This window comes from Janthinobacterium sp. GMG2, from assembly GCF_033949445.1.
Lineage (GTDB): Bacteria > Pseudomonadota > Gammaproteobacteria > Burkholderiales > Burkholderiaceae_D > Janthinobacterium > Janthinobacterium aestuarii.
In genome coordinates this window covers 86,339-106,788 of record NZ_JAXAWA010000004.1, presented here as the reverse complement: position 1 = coordinate 106,788, position 20,450 = coordinate 86,339, and the positions used below count along the sequence as shown (strand labels likewise).

The window sequence follows — 20,450 nt, the reverse complement described above, 5'->3', positions numbered from 1 at the left end:
CACCACATCGGCATGAAAACGACTGACGAGCGCACACAAAAATCTTGCTTCATTGAAGATTTTCGCAAAAAAACAACGTCTTGGAATGTACGCTTGCGTACATAGATGCAAAGCGGGCTGAGCGCCAGCGAAAAAGCCGCCGGCGCCGGGCTGGCCGCATGTCAGATGGTGGTGTATTCCGCCTGCAAGGTATCGAGCGCGGCGCACATCTGCGCAAAGGCGGCCTCGGCCTGCGCGGGCTCACCCTTGACGCCCAGTTCGATATGCCGGCGCGTCTGCGCATCGCCCACGCTGGGTAGGCTGAACACCTTGATCAGCGGGAACTCCGCTTCCAGGCGCACCATCAGCGGCGTGAGCAGCGATTCGGCCGTTTCGTACACGAGCAAGGCGTGTTCCGCATGCGGCACCTGGTTGAACAGGTGCGCATAATGCGTGTCGAGCACCCATTCGATCATGGGCCAGGACATGACGGGAAAGCCGGGCACAAAATAATGCTCGCGCACGGCAAAGCCGGCAATCTTGTTGTACGGATTCGGAATCAGCTCGGCCCCTTCGACAAATTCCGCCATTTTCAGGCGGTGCAGGTTTTCCGGCGAGTTCAAATCGGCCGGCACGCCCGCCTCTTCGCCCATTTCCGTGATCCGTTGCTGGATATTGAGCTTGCCCTGCGGATGCAGCACCAGCGGCAAGCCCAGCGCATCGGCCGCCGCCTGGCGCGTATGGTCGTCCGGCGTGGCGCCGATGCCGCCAAAGCTGAAGACGATGTCGCCGCTGGCAAAGCTGCGCTTGAGCAAGGCCACCAGGCGGGCCGGCTCGTCGCCCACGTATTCCGCCCAGCTCAGCTGCAAGCCCCGCGCCTTGAGCATGCTTACCACTTTCGGGAAATGCTGGTCCGTGCGCTTGCCCGACAGGATTTCGTCGCCAATGATGATCAATCCGATAGCCATGAAGCTCCCTCGTAGAATTCGATAAGAATGGTCAGGCGTCCGCCGGCGCCACGTCGGTCATGCCGCGTACGCCCCGCAAACGCGACAGTGCTTCCAGGCAGTAATACTGGAACCACAGACCCGTAAAGATAAAGATCAGCACATACAGCCAGATGGCGAACGCCGCCAGGAAGGGGAAGAACACCACCGCCATCACGCCGCCCATCCACAGCATGCCGGGCACGGCGCCGGCCACGCCCGACACCATGCCGATGGCCAGCAAGGGCCAGCGCTGCTCGCGCATGATGGCGTGGCGCTCTTCCGCGCTGGCGTAATCGGCCATGGCGTCATACGCCATCACGCGGTAGGTCAGCCAGCCCCACAGCACGGCTTGCCCCACCAGGGCGGCGGGCGGAAACGCGTACAGGGGCAGCATGATGACCCAGGCGATGATGAACAGCAAGAACGTGGCCAGCGAAGTGGCGACGCTGCCGAGCAGGCTGCCGCCATGCTTCTTGTCCAGTTGCGGATAGTGCCGCCCGCCCACGTGGCGGCCGATGGCCGGCATGGCGAACAGGCCCATGAAGATCAGCGCCGTCAAGATCATCAGCGGCAGCAGCATGAACATGGCGATCAGCGGCACGATCACGGTTTTCAGCTTATCCAAGCCAAAGGTGGACAGCACCTGACCGCTGGTGCGGAAGAAGTCGTACTGCGTGAACTGCGCATGCAGGCTGTCGATCAGCGGCTGCAAGCCCACATACAGCAGTCCTCCCCACAGCACCAGCGAGAGGATGAACGGCGCCACGCTCAGCAGCAATATCCTGCCGTGCAATTGCGACAGCAAGGCGCGGCCATACGAATTCAACACATTACGCATCAACGGCGTCCTTTTCGTTTAATTCTTGCAAATTCCACCATGCGGCGCAGGCCCAGCCATTGCTGCTGCCAGAAGCCGCGGCCATAGTCGCGTCCCGGCCGGCCCATGCCCTTGCTGTCGATGCGGGCCAGCTGGTCGCGCACGCCCGTGCGCGCATAGCCGGCCGAGAAATTCGCGGTGCCCAGCAGCATATCCCAAATCGGCAAGACCACACCGAAGTTGCAACCGCCCATGCTGCCCTTGCCTTTCGACTCGTGTCCCACGCCGATCGCATGGTGTGTACGGTGGAAACGGGGCGAGATCAACAGCCGCTCGCCGATGCGGCCGAAGTGTATCCTCACATTCGCATGCTGCAAGCTTTGCAGAATGCGGGAAACCGACACCAGCAGCACGTACTGGCCCGGCGGCACGCCGATACCGAGCGCCACCAGCGCCATCACCACGTCGCGCAGAAAGTCATCGAGCAGGTGGTTGCGGTCATCGCTCCACAAGTTCATGTTTTGCTGGCTGTGATGCAGGCTGTGCAAGCCCCACCACCAGCCGAAATGGTGCGAAGCCCGGTGATAGCAATAGTCGACGAAGTCCAGTATCACAAAATAAATGATAAAACTGAGCAAGGGACTGATGCCGGGCAACAGCGATTCCAGGTTGAATGGATGAATATCATCGAAACGCAAGGCGCCCGCCAGCGCATCCATCAGCGGATCGAGCGTGAAGAAGACGACGACAGAAAACAGGCCGATCCGGTGCAGCACGGTGTAGATGAAATCGTTCCAGCGGGCGCGCGGGTCGGTGATCTTTTGCGCGGGAATCAGGGCTTCGAGCGGGCGCAGCACGAGAAACAGCAGCACCAGTTCGCACAGGCCGATCAGCAGCCACTCCGTGCCTTCGAACGCTTCTTCCGTGAATTCGCCAAAGCCCAGGTGATAGACGAGGGGATTGACCACCGTCTGGAACAGCCAGCCTTGCGCCACGCCAAAGGCGTCGACCACCGCATCGATGACGGGCGTGACGAAGCCGAGGATGTCGGCGGCCATCATGGCTGGCCCTTCTTCTGCGCATAGGCAGGATGCTCGCGCAGGGTGGCAAAGCAGAAACCCTTGTCTTGCAGGCCGGAAATCAAAGCATCGAGGTTGGCCGGTGCCCACGCATCCTTGCGCGACCAGATGCCCATGTGCGAAATGAAAATGTCGCCGCTGCGCAAGTTCGCCAGCGCTTTTTTCAGCAGCATGGCGTTCGGATACTTGTCGCTGGGCAGCTCATCGCCGGAATACCCCGCCGGCGCCCAGCCCGCGTGCTGGTAGCCGCAGGCGCTGCCGGCCGCCAGGGTGCGCGGCGACGTGTAGCCGCCCGGCGCGCGCCAGAATGGGTCGAGCTTGTGGCCGGTCAGTTCCTGGAAGCGCGTATCGACACGGCGCAATTCCTCGCAGAACTGCTTATCGCTAAACGACGCCAGTTTGCCGCCGTCCTTGCCGAACTGGGGCTTGACCTGGATCAAGCCGTTGGCCAGATCCTTCTTCCAGTACACGTGGTCAAACGTATGCGTGCCGAATGCATGGCCTTCGGCGACCCGGGCTTTCCAGTACGGCGCCCACGAGGCATCGAGCGAATAGTCGCCGCGCGTGGTCTTTTCATTGGCCAGGAAGAAGGTTGCCTTCACATGGCGCTGATTCAGCACGTCGGCGATCAGTTGCGCTTGCGACTGGCTGCCTGTGTCGAACGTCATATAGATCGTGCCCTTGCAGGCGGCCGGCGCTGAAGATGCGGCTGGGACCGGTGCTGCAGGTGCCGGTGTGGCGGCATACGCAGGGGACAGCATGGCGCTGGCGCACAGCAGCATGGCGGACACGCGGCCCGCAGGAATCAGGTGTTTCATCATCACACCCACCATCACATGCGCGGCGAGTGGGTGGCGAAATACACGCCATGGGGCGAGCGGCCTACCGGTATGGTCTTGATGACCTTGCGCGTGGTCAGGTCGATCACGGCCACTTTCTTGATCCAGCGCAGGGTCACCCACATGGTCTTGCCATCGGGCGTGATTTCCATGCAGTCCGGGCCGCCCGGCACATTGATGGTGCCCACGTTTTCCAGGGTTTGCTGGTCAATGATGTTGATGGTGTTCGAGACGCGGTTCGAGACGAACGTCATGCGGTTGTCACCGAGCGCGCGGAAATTATGCGTGCCGGCGCCCGCCTTGATGCGCTTGACGGTCTTTTGCGTGCGCCAGTCGATCACTTCCACGTAATCGCTGCCCATGATGCCGACGAGCAAATGCTTGCCATCGGGCGTCATCGTGATGCCAGCTGGCGCGGGGCCGACAGGCATGGTCCATTTGACGGTTTGCGTGGCCAGGTCGATGGCGCTGACCTGGTTGCTGCCCTGCTGCGTGATGAAGGCCATGGTGCTGTCGGCCGTGAACGCCATGTGGCTGGGCAGTTTCGGCAGCGGGATGCGCTTGGCCAGGGTCAGGTTCTTGCCGTCGTAGCGGTACAGGTCGATGCGGTCCAGGCGCAGCGAATTCGAAATGAACCATTTCTGGTCTGGCGAAAAGCCGATTTGGTAAGGATCGAGGATGTTGCTGATGCGGCGCTGGATCTGGCCCGAGACAGGATCGAGGAAAATCAGCTCGTTGCCGACGGAACTGGCGACGATCAGCGACTTGCCGTCCGGCGTCTCCATCAGATGGTGCGGTTCCTTGCCGACGGCAAAGGTAGACAGGGGAGCATAGGTTTTCTGGTCCAGCAGTTGCACCGTAGCATCACGGGAATTGAGCACCACCACCACTTCGGCTTGCGCCGTCGATATTGCGGAAACCAGGCACAGCGAGGAAAAAACAAGGCGGCGTAGACTGCGGAACATGGAAGAAATCACTGTTAAATACAAAACATGCATTTTACGTGGAACACTGTATTTATTGTGTGAAATCCCCCCTTAAATACAACCGGCAGCCACACATCGGCGTAATTTCCGGTTTTCGCTTGCGCCGGGCCTGGAATGGCGCTTTGCAACTCATTGCTCTACAATCTGAAGCTTTCATCGCCTACACAAGGATTATCATGACCACCACCACTACCGCTTCCGGCCTGCAATACATCGATACCGTCGTTGGCGAAGGCGCTGAAGCGCAAGCCGGCAACAATGTTGTCGTGCATTACACGGGCTGGCTGCAAAACGACGACGGCAGCGCCGGTTCGAAATTTGACTCGAGCAAGGACCGCAACGATCCATTCGAATTCCCGCTGGGCGCAGGCCGCGTCATCCAGGGTTGGGACGAAGGCGTGCAAGGCATGAAAGTGGGCGGCAAGCGCCAGCTGATCATCCCTGCGGCACTGGGCTATGGCGCACGCGGCGCCGGCGGCGTGATTCCACCGAACGCCACCCTGATTTTCGACGTCGAACTGCTGGGCGTATAAGAAGCTGAAGGCTGCGTTCCAAGGACCGTGCCAGACGCCGCCCCTGTTCACTCAGCGGCGGCGTTTTTGTTTTGAGGGTGTCCTCTAATGCACGGCGCGCTTTTTTCACTATGATGTCAGGCACTGCAGCACGCACGGTGGCCACTCCGCCGGGCCTGCCGCACTTTTCCAGCGATTCCATCAGCACACAGGAGCCATCATGAGTTTACAAGAGCAATTCGAACAAGCGCAGCTCGATTCCAAGACCCTGTCCGAACGTCCGGACAATATGACCTTGTTGAAAATCTACGCCTTGTTCAAGCAAGCCTCGAGCGGCGACGCCACGGGCGAGCGTCCTGGCATGACCGACTTCGTCAACCGCGCCAAGTTCGACGCCTGGGCGGCCCTGGCCGGCACCTCGAAAGAAGATGCGCAGCAACAATACATCGACCTGATCGAAGACTTGAAGGACTGATCGTCCCTCCCTGCCCCGGCGCCAGCCGGGGCAGTATAATTTCTGCATGACACCATCACCGAATTCCCTGGTTTCCCTGGCCCATGCCGCCGACCTGCCCCGCTTGTTCGATGTCTGGCACCTGTCCGTACGCGCCACCCACGATTTCCTCACCGATAGCGATATCGCCTTCCTGATACCCTTCGTCCGCGAAGAGCTGGCCAGAGTGACGGCCGAACGCCTGCTGCACGTGCTGCGCGCCGATGACGGCGTCGCCTATGCCTTCCTGTGCGTCGAGCACACCAAGATCGAGATGCTGTTCGTACATCCCGACCAGCGCGGCAGCGGCGCCGGCCGCGCGCTCGTGCGGCACGCCATCGCGGCCCTGGGCGCCACGGCCGTCGATGTCAACGAACACAACATGCAAGCGCATGGCTTTTACCTCCACCTGGGCTTTATCGGGGAAAGCCGCTCCAAACGCGACCCGTTCGGCAAGCCTTTCCCCATTTTGCACCTGAAACTGGCCGAAAACGGCTAAAAACTCACCAAAAACCACCAAAACAGGCCGTTAACGCAAAAGTGGCTACCAAATCGGTAGCCACTTTTTCATGTTGAAACGGCGCTAGAACTTACTTTTTCGCCGCTGCCAGCGCTTGCGCGATCCAGCCGTCAAACTTTTGCTGGTGGAACTTGATCCAGCCAGCCGTATGGCGCGCGATATCGGCTTGCGTGTTTTCGCCACGGCGCATGCGCTCGTTCTGCGCATTGATGTCGGCCACGGGCAGTTGCATCACTTCGAACAGCTTGGCTGCGGCCGGGTTTTTCTCGGCCCAGGCCTTGTTCGACACAATGCGCGCCGTGTTGACGGCAAAGCCGTAGTCGCTGCCATTGTCCAGACGCGTGTTTACTTTCTCCGGATTGGCCGAGAATGGCACTTTCAGCCAGACCACGTCCTTGCCCGGCACCAGCACGCCGCTGACCCAGTACGGCGTCCACGTGTAGTACAAAATCGGCTCGCCACGCTTGTAGCGCCCCATGGTGTCGGCGATCAGGGCCGCATAGCTGCCCTGCACGTGCGTCACCGTTTCGCGCAATTTATACGCATCCATGTGGTTCTCGATCAGCGCTTCGCAGCCCCAGCCGGGATTGCAGCCAGTCAAGTCGGCCTTGCCATCGCCGTCGTGATCGAACAGCTTGGCCAGGTTCGGGTCGCGCAACTGGTCGATATTCGTGATGTTGTACTTTTCGGCCGTCGCCTTGTCGATCAGATAACCTTGCGCGGCAGGACCGGCGTATTGGCCAGTGCGCAACAGCTTGGCGTCGCCGCCCGCATTGTTATAGAAATCCTTGTGCATCGGGTCCCAGTGCACGGCCATGAAGGTGGCGTCGCCGTTGGCAATGGCGATATGCGCGGTCGGATACTCCACTTCCTTGATCGGCTGTACTTCGTAGCCGAGCTTTTCCAAGGCTTTGTCGACCAGCATGGTCTGGAAGGTTTCTTCCGCGATCGAGCTTTGCAGCGCCTGCACCTTGATGCCCTTGCCGGGCAGCGCATCGGCGTGCGCGGCCGGCGTCTGCGCCATGGCCAGGCTCGTGGTCAGGGCCATGGCGGCGATCGCCAGGGCGGAAAACAGCTGGAACTTGCGTTGCGATTTTTGCGTCTCTTTGAAATGTGCGATTTGATGCATGTAAATCCTTTCTTATTGTGCGTTGGCCAGCGTAGCTTGCTGTGCAACATTATTTTTCTCCATGTTGCCGCGCACCAGGCGCAGCACGAAACCGGCAGGACCCGTCTGGTACCAGTGGCGCACGCCACGGCGTGGCTGGCCCATCGCTTGCGTCAAGCGGTCCAGGGTGATGGCCAGCAGCACGATACCGAGGCCACCGACGGTTGCCAGTCCCATGTCCAGGCGGCCGATGCCGCGCAATACCATCTGGCCCAGGCCACCGACGGCGATCATCGAGGCGATCACGACCATCGACAGCGACAGCATCAGCGACTGGTTGATACCCGCCATGATGGACGGCATGGCCAGCGGGAATTGCACGCGGGTCAGCAACTGCCACGGCGAGGCGCCATAGGCGCGGGCCGCTTCGATCAGGTCGGGACGCACCTGCCGGATGCCGAGGTTGGTCAGACGCACGAGCGGCGGCAGGGCAAAGATGATCGTCACGATCACGCCTGGCGCATTACCGATACCAAACAGCATCACCACCGGCACCAGGTAGACGAAGGCGGGCGTCGTCTGCATGGCATCGAGCAAAGGGCGCAGGATATTCTGTGCGCGGTCGCTGCTGGCCAGGAAAATACCGAGCGGCAAACCGATGGCCAGGCAGAAGGCCAAGGAGGTGAGCACCAGCGACAAGGTCGTCATGGCTTCCGGCCAGATGCCCAGCATCGATACGACCAGCAGCGCCAGCACGGTGCCGATGGCCAAGGTGCGGCTGGTAAATTGCCAAGCCAGCAAGCCGATGATGGCGATGACCGTCAGCGACGGGGCCGCCAGGAGCACGCCTTCCACGCCGGACAGCACGCTGTCGATCGGCGCGCGCACGGCCTGGAAGAATGGGCGGAAATGCGCGACGACCCAGCCCAGGCCCTGGTTGATCCAGCTTTCCAGCGGCAGCGAGCCGTCGAAAATCTGCGTCAGGTGAAAACCGGAGGCCGCGTGTTCCGGCTGTACGGCCGGTCCGGCCGCATCCAGCCAGGACGTGTCGCCCGGCGGCGTCAGCGCCCAGGGATTGATTTGAGCGGCCGGCTGTTCAACAACAGCTTCTACTGTGGAAACGGTGCTTGGATTCATGCTTGTCCTTTCTGTTGTTGTTCGGCAATGGCTGGCGTATCGCGGTCGAGGAACTTCAGCAAGGTCGTCTTGCTGATGGCGCCGCGGAAACTGCCGTCATCGGCCACCACTGGGACGGCGTAAGGCAGCTGCGCCACCTGGCCGAACAGGCCGGCGACGGGCTCGTCTGCATTGATGGTCTGCACGTCAGGCAGATAGGCATGCGCCAGGCCCAGCGGGCCCACATGGCCGTCGAGCGCACTGCGCAGCGAATCGGCCGACACGACGCCGAGGAACTTGCGCTGCGGATTGACGACGTAGGCAAACGCGCGATCCTGCTCTTCCAGCATCGACAGCGCGGCGCGCGAGCCGCGGCTCGGCGACTCGGACACGACGATCTGGCTCTTGCGGGCAATATCGCTGGCCTTGAACACGGCCGCAGCATCGACGCCGCGCACGAAGTTGCGCACGTAATCGTTGGCCGGTTTGCGCAGGATTTCTTCCGGCGTGCCCACTTGCACCACGTGGCCATCTTTCATGATGGCGACGCGGTCGCCGATGCGCATGGCTTCATCGAGGTCATGCGAAATGAAGACGATGGTGCGGCGCTTGATCTGTTGCAGGCGCAGCAGTTCCGATTGCATTTCCGTACGGATGATCGGATCGAGCGCGGAAAACGCTTCATCCATCAGCAGGATCGACGGATCGCAAGCCAGCGCACGGGCCAGGCCCACGCGCTGCTGCATGCCGCCCGACAATTCGTCGGGATAGCTGGCGCCGTAGCCGTCCAGGCCCACTTGCTCCAGCGCTTGCTGGGCCAGCGCATGGCGCTCGGCCTTGGGCATGCCGGCCAGTTCCATGCCGAAGGCAGTGTTGTCGAGCACGGTAATTTGCGGCAGCAGCGCGAACGACTGGAACACCATGCTGATGTCCTTGCGGCGCAGGGCACGCAGCTGGGCATCCGGCAAGGTGTTGATGTCGTTGCCGTCGATCAGGATGCGGCCGGCCGTCGGCTCGATCAGGCGGTTCAGCATGCGCACCAGGGTCGACTTGCCCGAACCGGACAGGCCCATGATGACGAAGATCTCGCCCGCTTCAATGGTAAAGGTGGCGTCGAAAACGCCGATGGTGCAATCGGTCTTGGCCAGGATGTCCTGCTTGCTGGCGCCTTGATGAACGAGTTCAAGTGCTTCTTCTGGCTTGTCGCCGAACACTTTGAACACATGGTCGATAATGATTTGTTTTGCCACGATGTGGTTCTCCCTCGATTTGACGAATGGAATGAAACCCAGCAAGCCTGCTAGCTTGCGGCGGGAATCAACAAACCCTGTTGCGTCGGCTACGCCACGGCGCAAAAAGCGCACGGGAGCGACAGGAAACAGGGGGTGACACGCGTGTGACCAGCGGATGGCCAAAGCCGGTGCCGGGGTGCCGTGTGCGTGCTAAAAGAGGCTGTGGTTCAGGACTTTTAACAACGCTAGCGCCATGCAAATACATGGCACCAAATGTATTTGACCGAAAAAAAATCGACCAAGCTACTTTTAACTGGATGCGGGTGTAAAACCCGAAGAATTATTCACCACTGAGCGAGTGGAGAGTACTGCGAAGCAGAAGGTGAAACGCGGTGTAGCTGTTGTAAATATGACTCAAGTATAACGCAAAAAGCCGCCAAAGTCCAATGGCTTTCCAAATAGAAATGTGCTAGCAATGTTCGCTAGCGTACAGTCAGACGTAAAAAAGGCGAAAAGCGACGTGTTTTCGTCGTCTTTTCGCCTTCCGCCGCAGCGCCATTTTTACCACCAAACTTGGCGCCAGACAAGCGGGGCAAACGCCATCAAGCTGGCTCGGTAAACACCTTGCGCATCTTCTCGGCAATCTTGCCTTCGATAGTGGAAGCAAAGGCGCTGAGCATGAAGCCCAGCTTGATTTGCAGTTGCGCCTGCTCTTTTTCCAGGGTCAGCGAACCATCAACGCCGCTGCGCTCGAAGCGCAGCACATCGCCATCCCAGGCGCACGCCAAATCATATTCCTGGGCCAGCTTGTCGGCCACTTGCTGCGCCGCTTCGCGCGCCTTTGCTGCCGTCAGCTTATGTTGCTGAACTATATTTATATCCGCCATCAAACGATCCTTTTATTATAAAAACGGGTGCCATACGGCCAGCATCATACCAGCCGCCATGCGGCGGGCGCGGCCGAAGCTGGCGCCGGACGGCTAAAAAAGCCCGTCCTTCCCGCGCATCGCTTGCGCCGTATCAAACCGGATACGCCGAAGCGGGACGACTATTCCAGTTCCAGCTGCGCGTGTCTTGGAGAGCTACCATGGACCAGAAAGTCATCGTGCCGGTCGAAGCCGTACTGACCAAATGCGTGTCCCTGCCTGTCGGCTATGTCCCCACCCCCTCGGCGCCGTACCGCCAGCACCGCAAGAATGCGCAACTGACTCTGCAGCCGGGGCCGCCCCGCCTGACCGAGGCCACGGTGCGCAACGCGGCCGCCGTGCCCGTCGGTTCGCGCGTGCTGATCTGGAAGCAAGACCCGTCCGTCAGCGAACTGGGCACGCGCAAGACCTTCCTGCCCGGTCTGATCCTGCAAGGCCCGCGCGACGCGCGCGTCACGTTCGGCGAACCGGGCATCGCGCAGGTCAGTCCGAATGCCTTCGGCGACTTCATCGTTTCGCCCAACACCGACCAGTTCGATGCCGTGCACACGTTTGCCATCGTGCGCATGACATTGACCATGTACCAGCGCGCGCTGGCCAGCAACGACACGGCGCCGCCCCTGCCCTGGCAATGGAATAGCGCCAGCAACACGGCACCGCTGCGCGTGTTCCCGCACGGCTTGCCCAATGTCATGAATGCCTATTACAGCCGCAGCGACAAGGCGCTCAAGTTCGGCGATTTCATTCCCAGCGGCGCCACCGAGCGCGTCTACACCTGCCGCTCGCTCGACATCGTCTCGCATGAAACAGGGCACGCCGTGCTCGATGGCCTCAAGCCCAACTGGCTGCTCAGCAACAACCCGCCGCAGACGGGCGGCTTGCACGAATCGTTCGGCGACCTGACCGCCATCTTCCTGGCCCTGTCGCAGCTGGACCAGGTGGAAGCGGTCATTGCGCAAACGAAATCCGACCTGCACGATAAAACGTTTCTGGCTGACCTGGCCGAGCAGTTCGGCCTGGCCCTGGGCCGGCCGAACGGCTTGCGCAATGCCGACAACGACATCAAGTTGTCGGAGGCAGGCACGGAAGTGCACGCCATCTCGCAAGTGTTTACGGGCGCCATCTACGACATCCTGGCCGACATCTTTGCCCACGAACGCCAGCCACAGCTGGAAGACGACGCGGCCGTGCTGCACCGCTGCGGCGACTACCTGCGCAGCCTCGTCCTGCGCGCCCTCGTGGCATCGCCCGACCAGGCCGCCACCTATGCCGACGTGGCCGGCCACATGCTGACGATCGCCGAGACCGATGGCAACAGCGCCTACCTGGACTTCATCCGCAACAGCTTTACCGTGCGCGAAGTGCTCAAGGCCAATGCCATGACGGAGGATGGGCAAATGACATTTGCCCCCGCTGTCGTCGACGAAGATGACGCCGTGCAAGACAGGCGCGCCTGCTGCGGTACCATGAACCATGCGGAATACAGCGAGTCGGATCAATTGCTCGAAGCGGAGCGCGAAGCGCTGGCCGCCTGGTGCCGCAGTTACGGCCCCAAATAGACAGCACTGCAGCGCACCAGCGCGCCCTATCCAGGCCTGCCGGAACAGCGGCAGGCCGTGGCGCGTCCCACCACCACCCCAACAGCAAGGAGCAGCATGAAAATTTCAGCCCGCAGCAGCGGCGGCTTTGCCGGCCTGAGTGAACAGTACGAGATCGATACGCAAGCCCATCCGGCTGGCCCCGGGCTGGAAGCGGCACTGGCCAGCAGCGGCTTTTTCACGCACGCGCAGGCGGCGGGCGAACAGGTGGGCGCCGATATTCCCCACTGGCAGATCACCGTCGACGCGCCCAACGCGCGGCGCACCATCACGTTTGCCGAGGATGGCAGTGCTGAAAATGCACGTTGGCAGCAATTGCTGACGCAAATACGCGCCAGCGCCTGATAGTTTCGGCACGATTTGGCACTTATTTTTACCGATCTTGATTTGGGTAAAACAAAAACACCACACGGCAAGCCAGCGCGCCGCCCGCCCTGCACCCTGCCGCATCGGGCGACTGTCGCTTTCTTGCCGCGTTCTTCATCGCAACGTCCCGGATAGTCGCTGAATTGCCCGCTCTGCGCGGCAACGCCACTGCCAAAAAATGAATTTGCTTATATGTATTGTATATAAGCGGGATTTGTGAGAAATAGCGAATTGCCTTAAAATACAATGCTTTGCTTTAGTACGCGCCGCCGAGGTTCCTGCAGGCGCTACAGCACCTCCCCCAAATTGATAGGACTGTTATGACCCACGTTGTCACCGAATCCTGCATCGCCTGTCGCTATACCGACTGCGTCGATGTCTGCCCGGTAGATTGTTTCCGGGAAGGCCCAAACTTCCTGGCAATCGATCCGGACGAATGTATTGACTGCGCCGTCTGCGTGGCAGAGTGCCCGGTGAACGCGATTTTCGCGGAAGAAGACGTGCCGGGCGACCAGCAAGCCTTCATCAAGATCAACGTCGATCTGGCGCGTAACTGGCCTTCGATCACCAAGACGAAGGCTGCCTTGCCGGAAGCCGAGCAATACAAGGACGTCAAGGACAAGCTCGACATGCTGGTGCGCTAAGCGCACGGCAGCTGCGGCGGCAATTCTTGCGGGGAAGGCTCTTCCCCGCAGGGGCGTAGCGGCAAAAAAACAGACAAAAAGCAGCGGAAACGCTGCTTTTTTTGCTTTTAAAGCATGGTTGCAGGTCTATCCATGCAAGTGTGGCGCGCTGTCACAACTATGCGCAAACTGTGGATCTATGCGCGGTAAAGCACATTTTGTCCTCAACAAATATCGTAAAATTGGATTATGATATTTGAGCCGATATTGGCGCTTGGAATCAAACAAGGACTCTATATGCTTTACCAACTGCACGAACTGCAACGCTCTTTCCTCACTCCGGTGATGCAATGGGCAGACATGTCCTCCAAGTTATTTACCAACCCGGTTTCTCCACTGGCCCACACTCCGTTTTCGCAACGCATCGCAGCCGGCTACGAGCTGATGTACCGCCTTGGCAAAGACTACGAAAAACCGCAATTCGATATCCAATCCGTTCTCGTCCAAGGCGAGAGCGTCGACATCCGCGAACACGTTGTCGTGACAAAACCGTTTTGCCGCCTGATTCACTTCAAAAAAGAAACCACTGGCTTGCAACAGCCCAAAGTTTTGCTGGTTGCCCCCCTGTCCGGTCACCACTCGACCCTGCTGCGCGACACCGTGCGCGGCTTGCTGGCCGAGCACGATGTCTACATCACCGACTGGACGGACGCGCGCATGGTACCGCTGACGGAAGGCCCGTTCCACCTGGACGACTACATTTATTATGTGCAGGAATTCATCCGCCTGCTGGCGCCTGACTTGCACGTGATTTCCGTCTGTCAACCGACCGTGCCCGTGCTGGCAGCCATCTCGCTGATGGCGACGGCAAAAGATCCGCACATGCCGAAAACCATGACGATGATGGGCGGCCCGATCGATCCGCGCCGCTCGCCCACGCAAGTGAACAACCTGGCGACGGAAAAGAAATTCTCGTGGTTTGAAAACACCGTGATCTACGCGGTGCCGCCGAACTACCCGGGCTTTGGCCGCAAGGTGTATCCGGGCTTCCTGCAGCACGCCGGTTTCATCGCCATGAACCCGGGCCGCCACGCGCAAAGCCACCGCGAGTTCTACATGCACCTGGTGACGGGCGACGATGAGCCGGCGGAAGGCCATCGCCAGTTCTACAACGAGTACAACGCCGTGCTGGACATGCCGGCCGAGTACTACCTGGAAACGATTAAAACGGTTTTCCAGGAATTCAGCCTGCCGATGGGCACGTGGAAAGTGGGCGGCCAGCTGGTGCGTCCGCAAGACATCACGAACGTGGCGCTGTTCACGGTAGAAGGCGAACTGGACGACATTTCCGGCGCCGGCCAGACGCAGGCGGCGCATGATTTATGCTCCGGCATTCCTGCCGAGATGCAACAAGACTTCGTGGCGCCGAAATGCGGCCACTACGGCATCTTCTCGGGCCGCCGCTGGCGCGAAATCATTTGCCCGAAAATCGGCGAATTCATTCAGAAACACGGCTGATACACGGCATCTCCATCAAAACGCCACGCCAGTTCACACTGGCGTGGCGTTTTCTTTTAGGCACGTACAACAGCGGCGCCACACGTCAAGGGGAGGATGGGGCCGTGGCCAGGCTCTGATCGAGCCGCTTCCAGTAATCGCGTTCCAGCCGGGCCGTGTCGATATCGCGCGCCGCCTCGTTGAAGCGCTTTTGCCGCGCAGCACCTTCGGCATCGCGCTGGAAGCACACGTAGACGGGGCGCTCCTTGAAGACGGTATCGATGATGGCGATGCGTTCCCGTTCGGCCTTGCTGAAGTTGCGCCCCATCAGCAAGTGCTGCAGGACATGGCGCTCGATGACGATCACGCGGTAACGCTTGATCAACAGCTTCTTCAGATTCGTCGCGTCGTTCAAGCCCTCTTCCGTCTTCAGTTCGCCGCGCGCCACCATGCCATCGAACTGCTCCCCATTCGCATAACCGGCCACGGTGCCGATGCGCAGCTTGCCCAGATCGGCCAGTGTGGCGCCGGGCGCGCCATCTTCCTTCAAATAGGCCAGCACGCCCTGCGTATTGCCAACCGGCACAGAAAAGTGGCAGAGCTTTTCCCGTTCCGGCGTGCGCCAGACGGCCAGCAGCCCGGCGTAGCGGGGGCTGGCCAGGCCAAACTGCATGGCGCGCTTCCAGGGGAAATATTCATACTTGACTGCATAGCCGAGGCGCTCGAAGACGGCGCTGACCATGGCGCCCGACATGCCGTCGGCAGGCAGGCTGCGGGTAATGAAGGGCGGCCAGTCTTCCGCCGCGAAGCGGACGATGCGCGAGCTGGCAGCGCCCGGCGCCGCCATGGGCGAGGCCGCCTGCCCGTACGCAAGGGCAAGTGTAGAGTGCATGAGCAAACAGAAGGGCAAACCAACTGTCCGGAGGAAACGCATGTTTGGCTCCTATGGCCTGGCGCGCATTGCAATGCAGGCGCGGCAACAGGACTGGCGGTCGGCTTTTGATAACTAACTTGATAAAATCATGCTCCCACAAAAAAAAGAAATTGCAAAGTTGTTTATTTGCACTTTGACATTCCCAAGGGAAATAAAATACGATTGCGGCGCGCCTGCAACAGCCCGCCATGACACACCTTATCCCCTCTTGCGAAACAGGTTTTTACTTGTGCGCGCCCCGGATGGCCGATAATGGCGTTTTACCGTATCGAAGATGACCGTGCCGCATCCCGCCTCTCCCTCACTTGCCGACCAGATCGAAGACTTGCTGCCGCAAACGCAATGCACCAAATGCGGCTACAACGGCTGCCGCCCGTATGCGGAAGCGATAGCCGCCGGCAGCGCCGACATCAACCAGTGCCCACCGGGCGGCGCGCAAGGCATCGCGCGCCTGGCCGGTTTGCTGGGCAAAAAAGTCATCCCGCTCAATCCCGTCAACGGCCTCGAACGTCCGCGATCTGTCGCCTATATCGACGAATCGCTGTGTATCGGCTGTACCCTGTGCATCCAGGCCTGTCCCGTGGACGCCATCGTCGGCGCCGCCAAGCAGATGCATACGGTGGTCACGGACCTATGCACGGGCTGCGACCTGTGCGTGGCACCCTGCCCCGTCGACTGCATCGTCATGTACCCGGTCAGCGGCGACGCCACGGGCTGGGATGCCTGGAGCCAGGCAGAGGCCGATGACGCGCGCGCGCGCCACGATTTCCGCACGCAGCGCCTGCGCCGCGAAGCCGAGGCCAACGACGCGCGCCTGGCCGCCAAGGCCGTCGCCAAGATGCAGGAAGTGACACAGGAAGTGCCCGTCACGCCAGATGAACAAGCAGAAAAGGAGCGCAAGCGCGCCATCATCGCCGCCGCCATGGAGCGCGCGCGCGCCAAGGCCGCTGCCGCCAGCACGGACACCGCCCCGCCAGCCCCCAACACGCCGAAAAAAGACGCATGAACGCCGCCAAACGCCTGGAAATCTTTACGCGCTTCCGCGCCGCCAATCCATCCCCGAAAACGGAACTCGAATACACGACGCCGTTCGAGTTGCTGATCGCCGTGCTGCTGTCGGCGCAAGCAACGGACGTGTCCGTCAACAAGGCGACCCGTTTGCTGTATCCGGTCGCCAATACGCCGGCCAAGATACTGGCGCTGGGCGTTGACGAGCTGGCCAGCTACATCCGCACCATCGGCCTGTTCCGCACCAAGGCGAAGAACGTCATCGCCACCTGCCAGATCCTGCTCGAGCAGCACGGCGGCGAAGTGCCGCGCGACCGCGCCTCGCTGGAAGCCTTGCCCGGCGTGGGCCGCAAGACGGCCAATGTGGTCATGAACACGGCGTTTGGCGAACCGACGATGGCCGTCGACACGCACATCTTCCGCGTCTCGAACCGCACCGGCATCGCGCCGGGCAAGAATGTCGATATCGTCGAGCAAAAGCTATTGAAGTTCGTACCAAAAGAATTCCTGCACGACGCCCACCATTGGCTCATCCTGCACGGCCGCTACACGTGTACGGCGCGCAAGCCGCAATGCTGGAACTGCATGATCGCCGACCTGTGCGATTACAAGGACAAGTCGCCGATGCCGGCTGTGGTGTAGTCAAAAAAAAACGGCCCGAATGGGCCGCTGTGATTACGTCGTAGGTCGGATTAGCGCGCAGCGCGTAATCCGACAGGACGCGGCAACAATGTTGTCGGATTACGCTCCGCTAATCCGACCTACAGCAAGACCATATTATCGCGGTGAATCAGCTCATGGCCTTCCATGTAGCCGAGGATGGACTCGATCTCGGTGGACGGCTTGCGCATGATGCGGCGCGCTTCGCCGCTCGTGTAGTTCGACAGGCCGCGCGCCACGGGCACGCCGTCCGCGTCGACGCAGGTGATGACGGCGCCGCGGCCGAACTCGCCGTTCACGCCCGTCACGCCGATCGGCAACAATGATTTGCCTTCCTGACGCAGCTTTTGCACGGCGCCCGCATCGAGCACGACGGCGCCAGCCGTATGCAGATGATCGGCCATCCACTGCTTGCGCGCCGTCAATTGCCCCGTTTGCGCCCGCAGCTCCGTGCCGATCGCTTCGCCCTGGGCGAGACGGCTGAGCACGTCGCTGTCGCGGCCCCAGGCGATGATCGTATGGGCGCCGGACTTGGCGGCGCGCTTGGCGGCGAGGATTTTCGTCAGCATGCCGCCGCGTCCCAGGCTGCTGCCGGCGCCGCCGGCCATCGCTTCCAGGGCCGGGTCGCCGGCGATGCCTTGCGTGATCAGGTAGGCGTTCGGGTCCTTGCGCGGATCGGCCGAGAACAAGCCGTGCTGGTCCGTCAGGATGACGAGCGCATCGGCTTCGATCAGGTTGGCGACCAGGGCGCCCAGGGTGTCGTTGTCGCCGAACTTGATTTCATCGGTGACGACCGTGTCGTTTTCATTAATGATCGGCACCACGCCCAGGCGCAGCAAGGTCGTCAGGGTGGAGCGGGCATTGAGGTAGCGTTCGCGGTCGGCCAGGTCGGCATGCGTGAGCAGCACTTGCGCCGTACCGAGGCTGTGGGCGCGGAAGCTGCTTTCATAGATTTGCGCCAGGCCCATCTGGCCAACGGCGGCGCACGCCTGCAATTCGTGGATATCGGTGGGGCGCTGCTCGAAACCGAGGCGTAGCATGCCTTCGGCGATCGCGCCGGAGCTCACGAGCACGACTTCCTTGCCCAGGGCGCGCAAGCCGGAAATCTGCGCGGCCCAGCGCGCGATGGCGGCATGGTCGAGCCCGCGGCCATCGTTGGTGACCAGCGAGGAGCCGACTTTGATGATGATGCGGGTAGCTTTTTGAATCACGGAATCCATGGGGCGGCGCTCTTCACTTAATAGACGTCAGCGCGCAGGACGCAGCAGCAGCAAGACCAGTCCCGCCGTCAGCTCCATTGCGCACATGAACAACACAAAACCCTGGGGCAAGCCGAAGCTGATGGCCGCGAACAGACGGCCGGCGGGCTGCGCCAGGACCAACATTGCAGTGATATCGCCGAGGACAGGCGGTTCGCCCTGCCGTGCCGCGAACAGCGCCAGGAGCGCGGTAGCGCCCCAGACACCGACATGAGTAGCGTAGAACTGGCTGTAGCCATTGACGCCATTGAGGAAGATGCCCATGCCGGCCGCCATTGCATCGGCGAACAGCAGACAGGCGACCGCGCTCAGCCCGTAAGCATACGCGATCAGATGCAATACACGGCGCTGCCACGCTTGCTTGCGCGCGGACGCGGCAGCGACCGTTTGTACCGACATCAGGATAAAGCCTTAGTCGAGGATCTTGAAACGCGGATCATCCGGGTCGATCGACGAGATACCGCGTGCTTCTTCGGTCATCTGCGTTTCTTCGGCACGGCTTTCGCTGTGTTTCTTCTCTTCCAGATGCTGGTAAATCGCATTCACCAGTTCCGGACAACCTTGATGGTTCAGCGCGGAGATCTCGAAGACGGGACCTTTCCAGGCGAAACGCTTGAGGAAGTCCTTGACGATCTTCTTGCGCTCTTCTTCCGGCACCATGTCGAGCTTGTTCAACACCAGCCAGCGCGGCTTGTCGACCAGCGACTCGTCGTACTTCTTCAATTCCTTGACCAGCGCCTTGGCTTCCTTGACAGGATCGACGTTGGTTTCAAACGGCGCCAGGTCGACGATGTGCAACAGCAGACCCGTGCGCTGCAAGTGACGCAGGAATTGATGGCCCAGGCCGGCGCCTTCGGAAGCGCCTTCGATCAAGCCGGGAATATCGGCGATCACAAAGCTCTTCTCGTGCGACACGCGCACCACGCCCAAGTTCGGGTGCAGGGTGGTAAATGGGTAATCGGCAATTTTCGGACGCGCGTTCGAGACGGCCGAAATGAAGGTCGACTTGCCGGCGTTCGGCATGCCCAGCAGGCCAACGTCAGCCAGCACTTTCAATTCCAGGCGCAGTTCGCGGCGTTCGCCTTCCTTGCCCTCGCCTTTTTGGCGTGGTGCGCGGTTGGTCGAGGACTTGAAGTGGATATTGCCCCAGCCGCCTTCGCCGCCCTTGGCCAGCATTTCGGTCTGGCCGTGCTCGGTCAGGTCAGCCAGGATTTCGCCGCTCGCGTTGTCGATGATCAAGGTGCCGACCGGCATGCGCAGGTGGATGTCATCGGCGCCCTTGCCATAGCAATCTGCGCCACGGCCAGGCTCGCCATTGCGAGCCTTGTGCATTTTGGAGAAGCGGAAATCGACGAGCGTGTTGATATTGCGGTCGGCGACTGCCCAAATGGTGCCGCCCTTGCCGCCATCGCCGCCATCGGGACCGCCGAAAGGCCGGAATTTTTCACGGCAGAAAGAGGCGCAGCCGTTGCCGCCATCGCCCGCGATGACTTCGATTTTTGCTTCGTCGATAAACTTCATAATTTTGCCGCCATAAAACTAAAAAGGCTCTACCTTGGGCAGAGCCTTTCGATTGAAGGCTTGCGCCTTACATCATGCGATCATTGCGGAGCGAACTGGCGCTCCGCGATGAATTACGCTGGTACTGCTGCGTTAGGTACAACGGTCACGAATTGCTTCGAGCCAGCACCTTTGACAACGAACTTCACTTTGCCCGCGATCAGCGCGAACAACGTGTGGTCCTTGCCCATGCCTACGCCTTCGCCGGCGCGCACTGGGGTGCCGCGTTGACGAATGATGATGCCGCCAGCATTGATAGCTTGGCCGCCGTAGACTTTAACGCCCAGACGTTTTGATTCTGAATCACGGCCGTTTCGCGTTGTGCCGCCGCCTTTTTTATGTGCCATTT

23 protein-coding genes are annotated in these 20,450 nt (G+C 60.7%); 9 read left to right on the top strand and 14 right to left on the bottom strand.

What is annotated here, in order from left to right:
- Positions 1–161: 161 nt before the first annotated feature.
- From SKZ59_RS16340 to SKZ59_RS16320, 5 genes are read right to left on the bottom strand one after another with little or no spacing between them, the layout of a single operon-like run.
- Positions 162–947, bottom strand: coding sequence for a competence/damage-inducible protein A (locus SKZ59_RS16340; protein ID WP_034760254.1), 786 nt, complete (start codon positions 945–947; stop codon positions 162–164).
- Positions 948–978: 31 nt separating this feature from the next.
- Positions 979–1,806, bottom strand: a complete 828-nt coding sequence (locus SKZ59_RS16335; protein WP_319992356.1) for an EI24 domain-containing protein — start codon at positions 1,804–1,806, stop codon at positions 979–981.
- Complete coding sequence (locus tag SKZ59_RS16330) at positions 1,806–2,846, bottom strand: sterol desaturase family protein (protein ID WP_413774566.1); 1,041 nt, start codon at positions 2,844–2,846, stop codon at positions 1,806–1,808. The genes SKZ59_RS16335 and SKZ59_RS16330 overlap by 1 nt, the downstream gene beginning before the upstream one ends.
- Positions 2,843–3,682: a polysaccharide deacetylase family protein gene (locus SKZ59_RS16325; RefSeq protein ID WP_319992567.1), complete on the bottom strand. Its 840-nt coding sequence runs from the start codon at positions 3,680–3,682 to the stop codon at positions 2,843–2,845. The genes SKZ59_RS16330 and SKZ59_RS16325 overlap by 4 nt, the downstream gene beginning before the upstream one ends.
- Before the next feature lie 14 nt (positions 3,683–3,696).
- Positions 3,697–4,668, bottom strand: coding sequence for a beta-propeller fold lactonase family protein (locus SKZ59_RS16320; protein ID WP_034760259.1), 972 nt, complete (start codon positions 4,666–4,668; stop codon positions 3,697–3,699).
- Between the two features lie 197 nt (positions 4,669–4,865).
- Between SKZ59_RS16320 and SKZ59_RS16315 the strand changes: the two genes are divergently transcribed.
- From SKZ59_RS16315 to SKZ59_RS16305, 3 genes are all read left to right on the top strand, one after another.
- Positions 4,866–5,222: an FKBP-type peptidyl-prolyl cis-trans isomerase gene (locus SKZ59_RS16315; protein ID WP_034760263.1), complete on the top strand. Its 357-nt coding sequence runs from the start codon at positions 4,866–4,868 to the stop codon at positions 5,220–5,222.
- A gap of 199 nt (positions 5,223–5,421) precedes the next feature.
- Positions 5,422–5,676, top strand: a complete 255-nt coding sequence (locus SKZ59_RS16310; RefSeq protein ID WP_034760268.1) for an acyl-CoA-binding protein — start codon at positions 5,422–5,424, stop codon at positions 5,674–5,676.
- 46 nt (positions 5,677–5,722) lie between these two features.
- On the top strand, positions 5,723–6,193 hold the full coding sequence (locus SKZ59_RS16305) for a GNAT family N-acetyltransferase (protein ID WP_319992355.1): 471 nt from the start codon (positions 5,723–5,725) through the stop codon (positions 6,191–6,193).
- A gap of 91 nt (positions 6,194–6,284) precedes the next feature.
- Here the strand turns inward: SKZ59_RS16305 and proX are convergent, their stop codons facing one another.
- From proX to SKZ59_RS16285, 4 genes are all read right to left on the bottom strand, one after another.
- Complete coding sequence (gene proX / locus SKZ59_RS16300) at positions 6,285–7,343, bottom strand: glycine betaine/L-proline ABC transporter substrate-binding protein ProX (protein ID WP_072454278.1); 1,059 nt, start codon at positions 7,341–7,343, stop codon at positions 6,285–6,287.
- Between the two features lie 12 nt (positions 7,344–7,355).
- Positions 7,356–8,459 (bottom strand): glycine betaine/L-proline ABC transporter permease ProW, encoded by a 1,104-nt coding sequence (proW, locus tag SKZ59_RS16295; RefSeq protein WP_319992354.1) that lies wholly within the window; start codon positions 8,457–8,459, stop codon positions 7,356–7,358.
- On the bottom strand, positions 8,456–9,688 hold the full coding sequence (proV, locus tag SKZ59_RS16290) for a glycine betaine/L-proline ABC transporter ATP-binding protein ProV (protein ID WP_035828675.1): 1,233 nt from the start codon (positions 9,686–9,688) through the stop codon (positions 8,456–8,458). The genes proW and proV overlap by 4 nt, the downstream gene beginning before the upstream one ends.
- Positions 9,689–10,272: 584 nt before the next feature.
- The gene (locus SKZ59_RS16285) at positions 10,273–10,557 is read right to left on the bottom strand and encodes a polyhydroxyalkanoic acid system family protein (RefSeq protein ID WP_034760280.1); all 285 of its coding nucleotides are present in this window, start codon (positions 10,555–10,557) and stop codon (positions 10,273–10,275) included.
- Between the two features lie 200 nt (positions 10,558–10,757).
- Between SKZ59_RS16285 and SKZ59_RS16280 the strand changes: the two genes are divergently transcribed.
- The 4 genes from SKZ59_RS16280 (at position 10,758) to SKZ59_RS16265 (ending at position 14,701) form a co-directional block, all read left to right on the top strand.
- Positions 10,758–12,155, top strand: coding sequence for a hypothetical protein (locus SKZ59_RS16280; RefSeq protein ID WP_219330049.1), 1,398 nt, complete (start codon positions 10,758–10,760; stop codon positions 12,153–12,155).
- A 96-nt stretch (positions 12,156–12,251) separates the two neighbouring features.
- Positions 12,252–12,539, top strand: a complete 288-nt coding sequence (locus SKZ59_RS16275) for a protealysin inhibitor emfourin (RefSeq protein ID WP_034754675.1) — start codon at positions 12,252–12,254, stop codon at positions 12,537–12,539.
- A 341-nt stretch (positions 12,540–12,880) separates the two neighbouring features.
- Positions 12,881–13,204 (top strand): ferredoxin FdxA, encoded by a 324-nt coding sequence (gene fdxA / locus SKZ59_RS16270; RefSeq protein ID WP_010395176.1) that lies wholly within the window; start codon positions 12,881–12,883, stop codon positions 13,202–13,204.
- A 276-nt stretch (positions 13,205–13,480) separates the two neighbouring features.
- Positions 13,481–14,701, top strand: a complete 1,221-nt coding sequence (locus tag SKZ59_RS16265) for a polyhydroxyalkanoate depolymerase (protein WP_072454276.1) — start codon at positions 13,481–13,483, stop codon at positions 14,699–14,701.
- Positions 14,702–14,786: 85 nt separating this feature from the next.
- Here the strand turns inward: SKZ59_RS16265 and SKZ59_RS16260 are convergent, their stop codons facing one another.
- Positions 14,787–15,572 carry a substrate-binding periplasmic protein gene (locus SKZ59_RS16260; protein WP_319992353.1) on the bottom strand — a complete coding sequence of 262 codons (786 nt, stop codon included), beginning with the start codon at positions 15,570–15,572 and terminating at the stop codon, positions 14,787–14,789.
- 316 nt (positions 15,573–15,888) lie between these two features.
- Here SKZ59_RS16260 and rsxB point away from each other — a divergent pair, with 316 nt between their 5' ends.
- The gene (gene rsxB / locus SKZ59_RS16255) at positions 15,889–16,620 is read left to right on the top strand and encodes an electron transport complex subunit RsxB (protein WP_319992352.1); all 732 of its coding nucleotides are present in this window, start codon (positions 15,889–15,891) and stop codon (positions 16,618–16,620) included.
- On the top strand, positions 16,617–17,264 hold the full coding sequence (nth, locus tag SKZ59_RS16250) for an endonuclease III (RefSeq protein WP_035825095.1): 648 nt from the start codon (positions 16,617–16,619) through the stop codon (positions 17,262–17,264). Before rsxB ends, nth begins: the two co-directional genes overlap by 4 nt.
- A 119-nt stretch (positions 17,265–17,383) precedes the next feature.
- Here the strand turns inward: nth and proB are convergent, their stop codons facing one another.
- The 4 genes from proB to rpmA form a co-directional block, all read right to left on the bottom strand.
- The gene (proB, locus tag SKZ59_RS16245; RefSeq protein ID WP_319992351.1) at positions 17,384–18,502 is read right to left on the bottom strand and encodes a glutamate 5-kinase; all 1,119 of its coding nucleotides are present in this window, start codon (positions 18,500–18,502) and stop codon (positions 17,384–17,386) included.
- Positions 18,503–18,529: 27 nt separating this feature from the next.
- Positions 18,530–18,940 (bottom strand): hypothetical protein, encoded by a 411-nt coding sequence (locus SKZ59_RS16240; RefSeq protein WP_319992350.1) that lies wholly within the window; start codon positions 18,938–18,940, stop codon positions 18,530–18,532.
- A gap of 12 nt (positions 18,941–18,952) precedes the next feature.
- Positions 18,953–20,062 (bottom strand): GTPase ObgE, encoded by a 1,110-nt coding sequence (gene obgE, locus SKZ59_RS16235; RefSeq protein WP_034754647.1) that lies wholly within the window; start codon positions 20,060–20,062, stop codon positions 18,953–18,955.
- 113 nt (positions 20,063–20,175) lie between these two features.
- The gene (rpmA, locus tag SKZ59_RS16230; protein ID WP_010395157.1) at positions 20,176–20,448 is read right to left on the bottom strand and encodes a 50S ribosomal protein L27; all 273 of its coding nucleotides are present in this window, start codon (positions 20,446–20,448) and stop codon (positions 20,176–20,178) included.
- Positions 20,449–20,450: the final 2 nt, after the last annotated feature.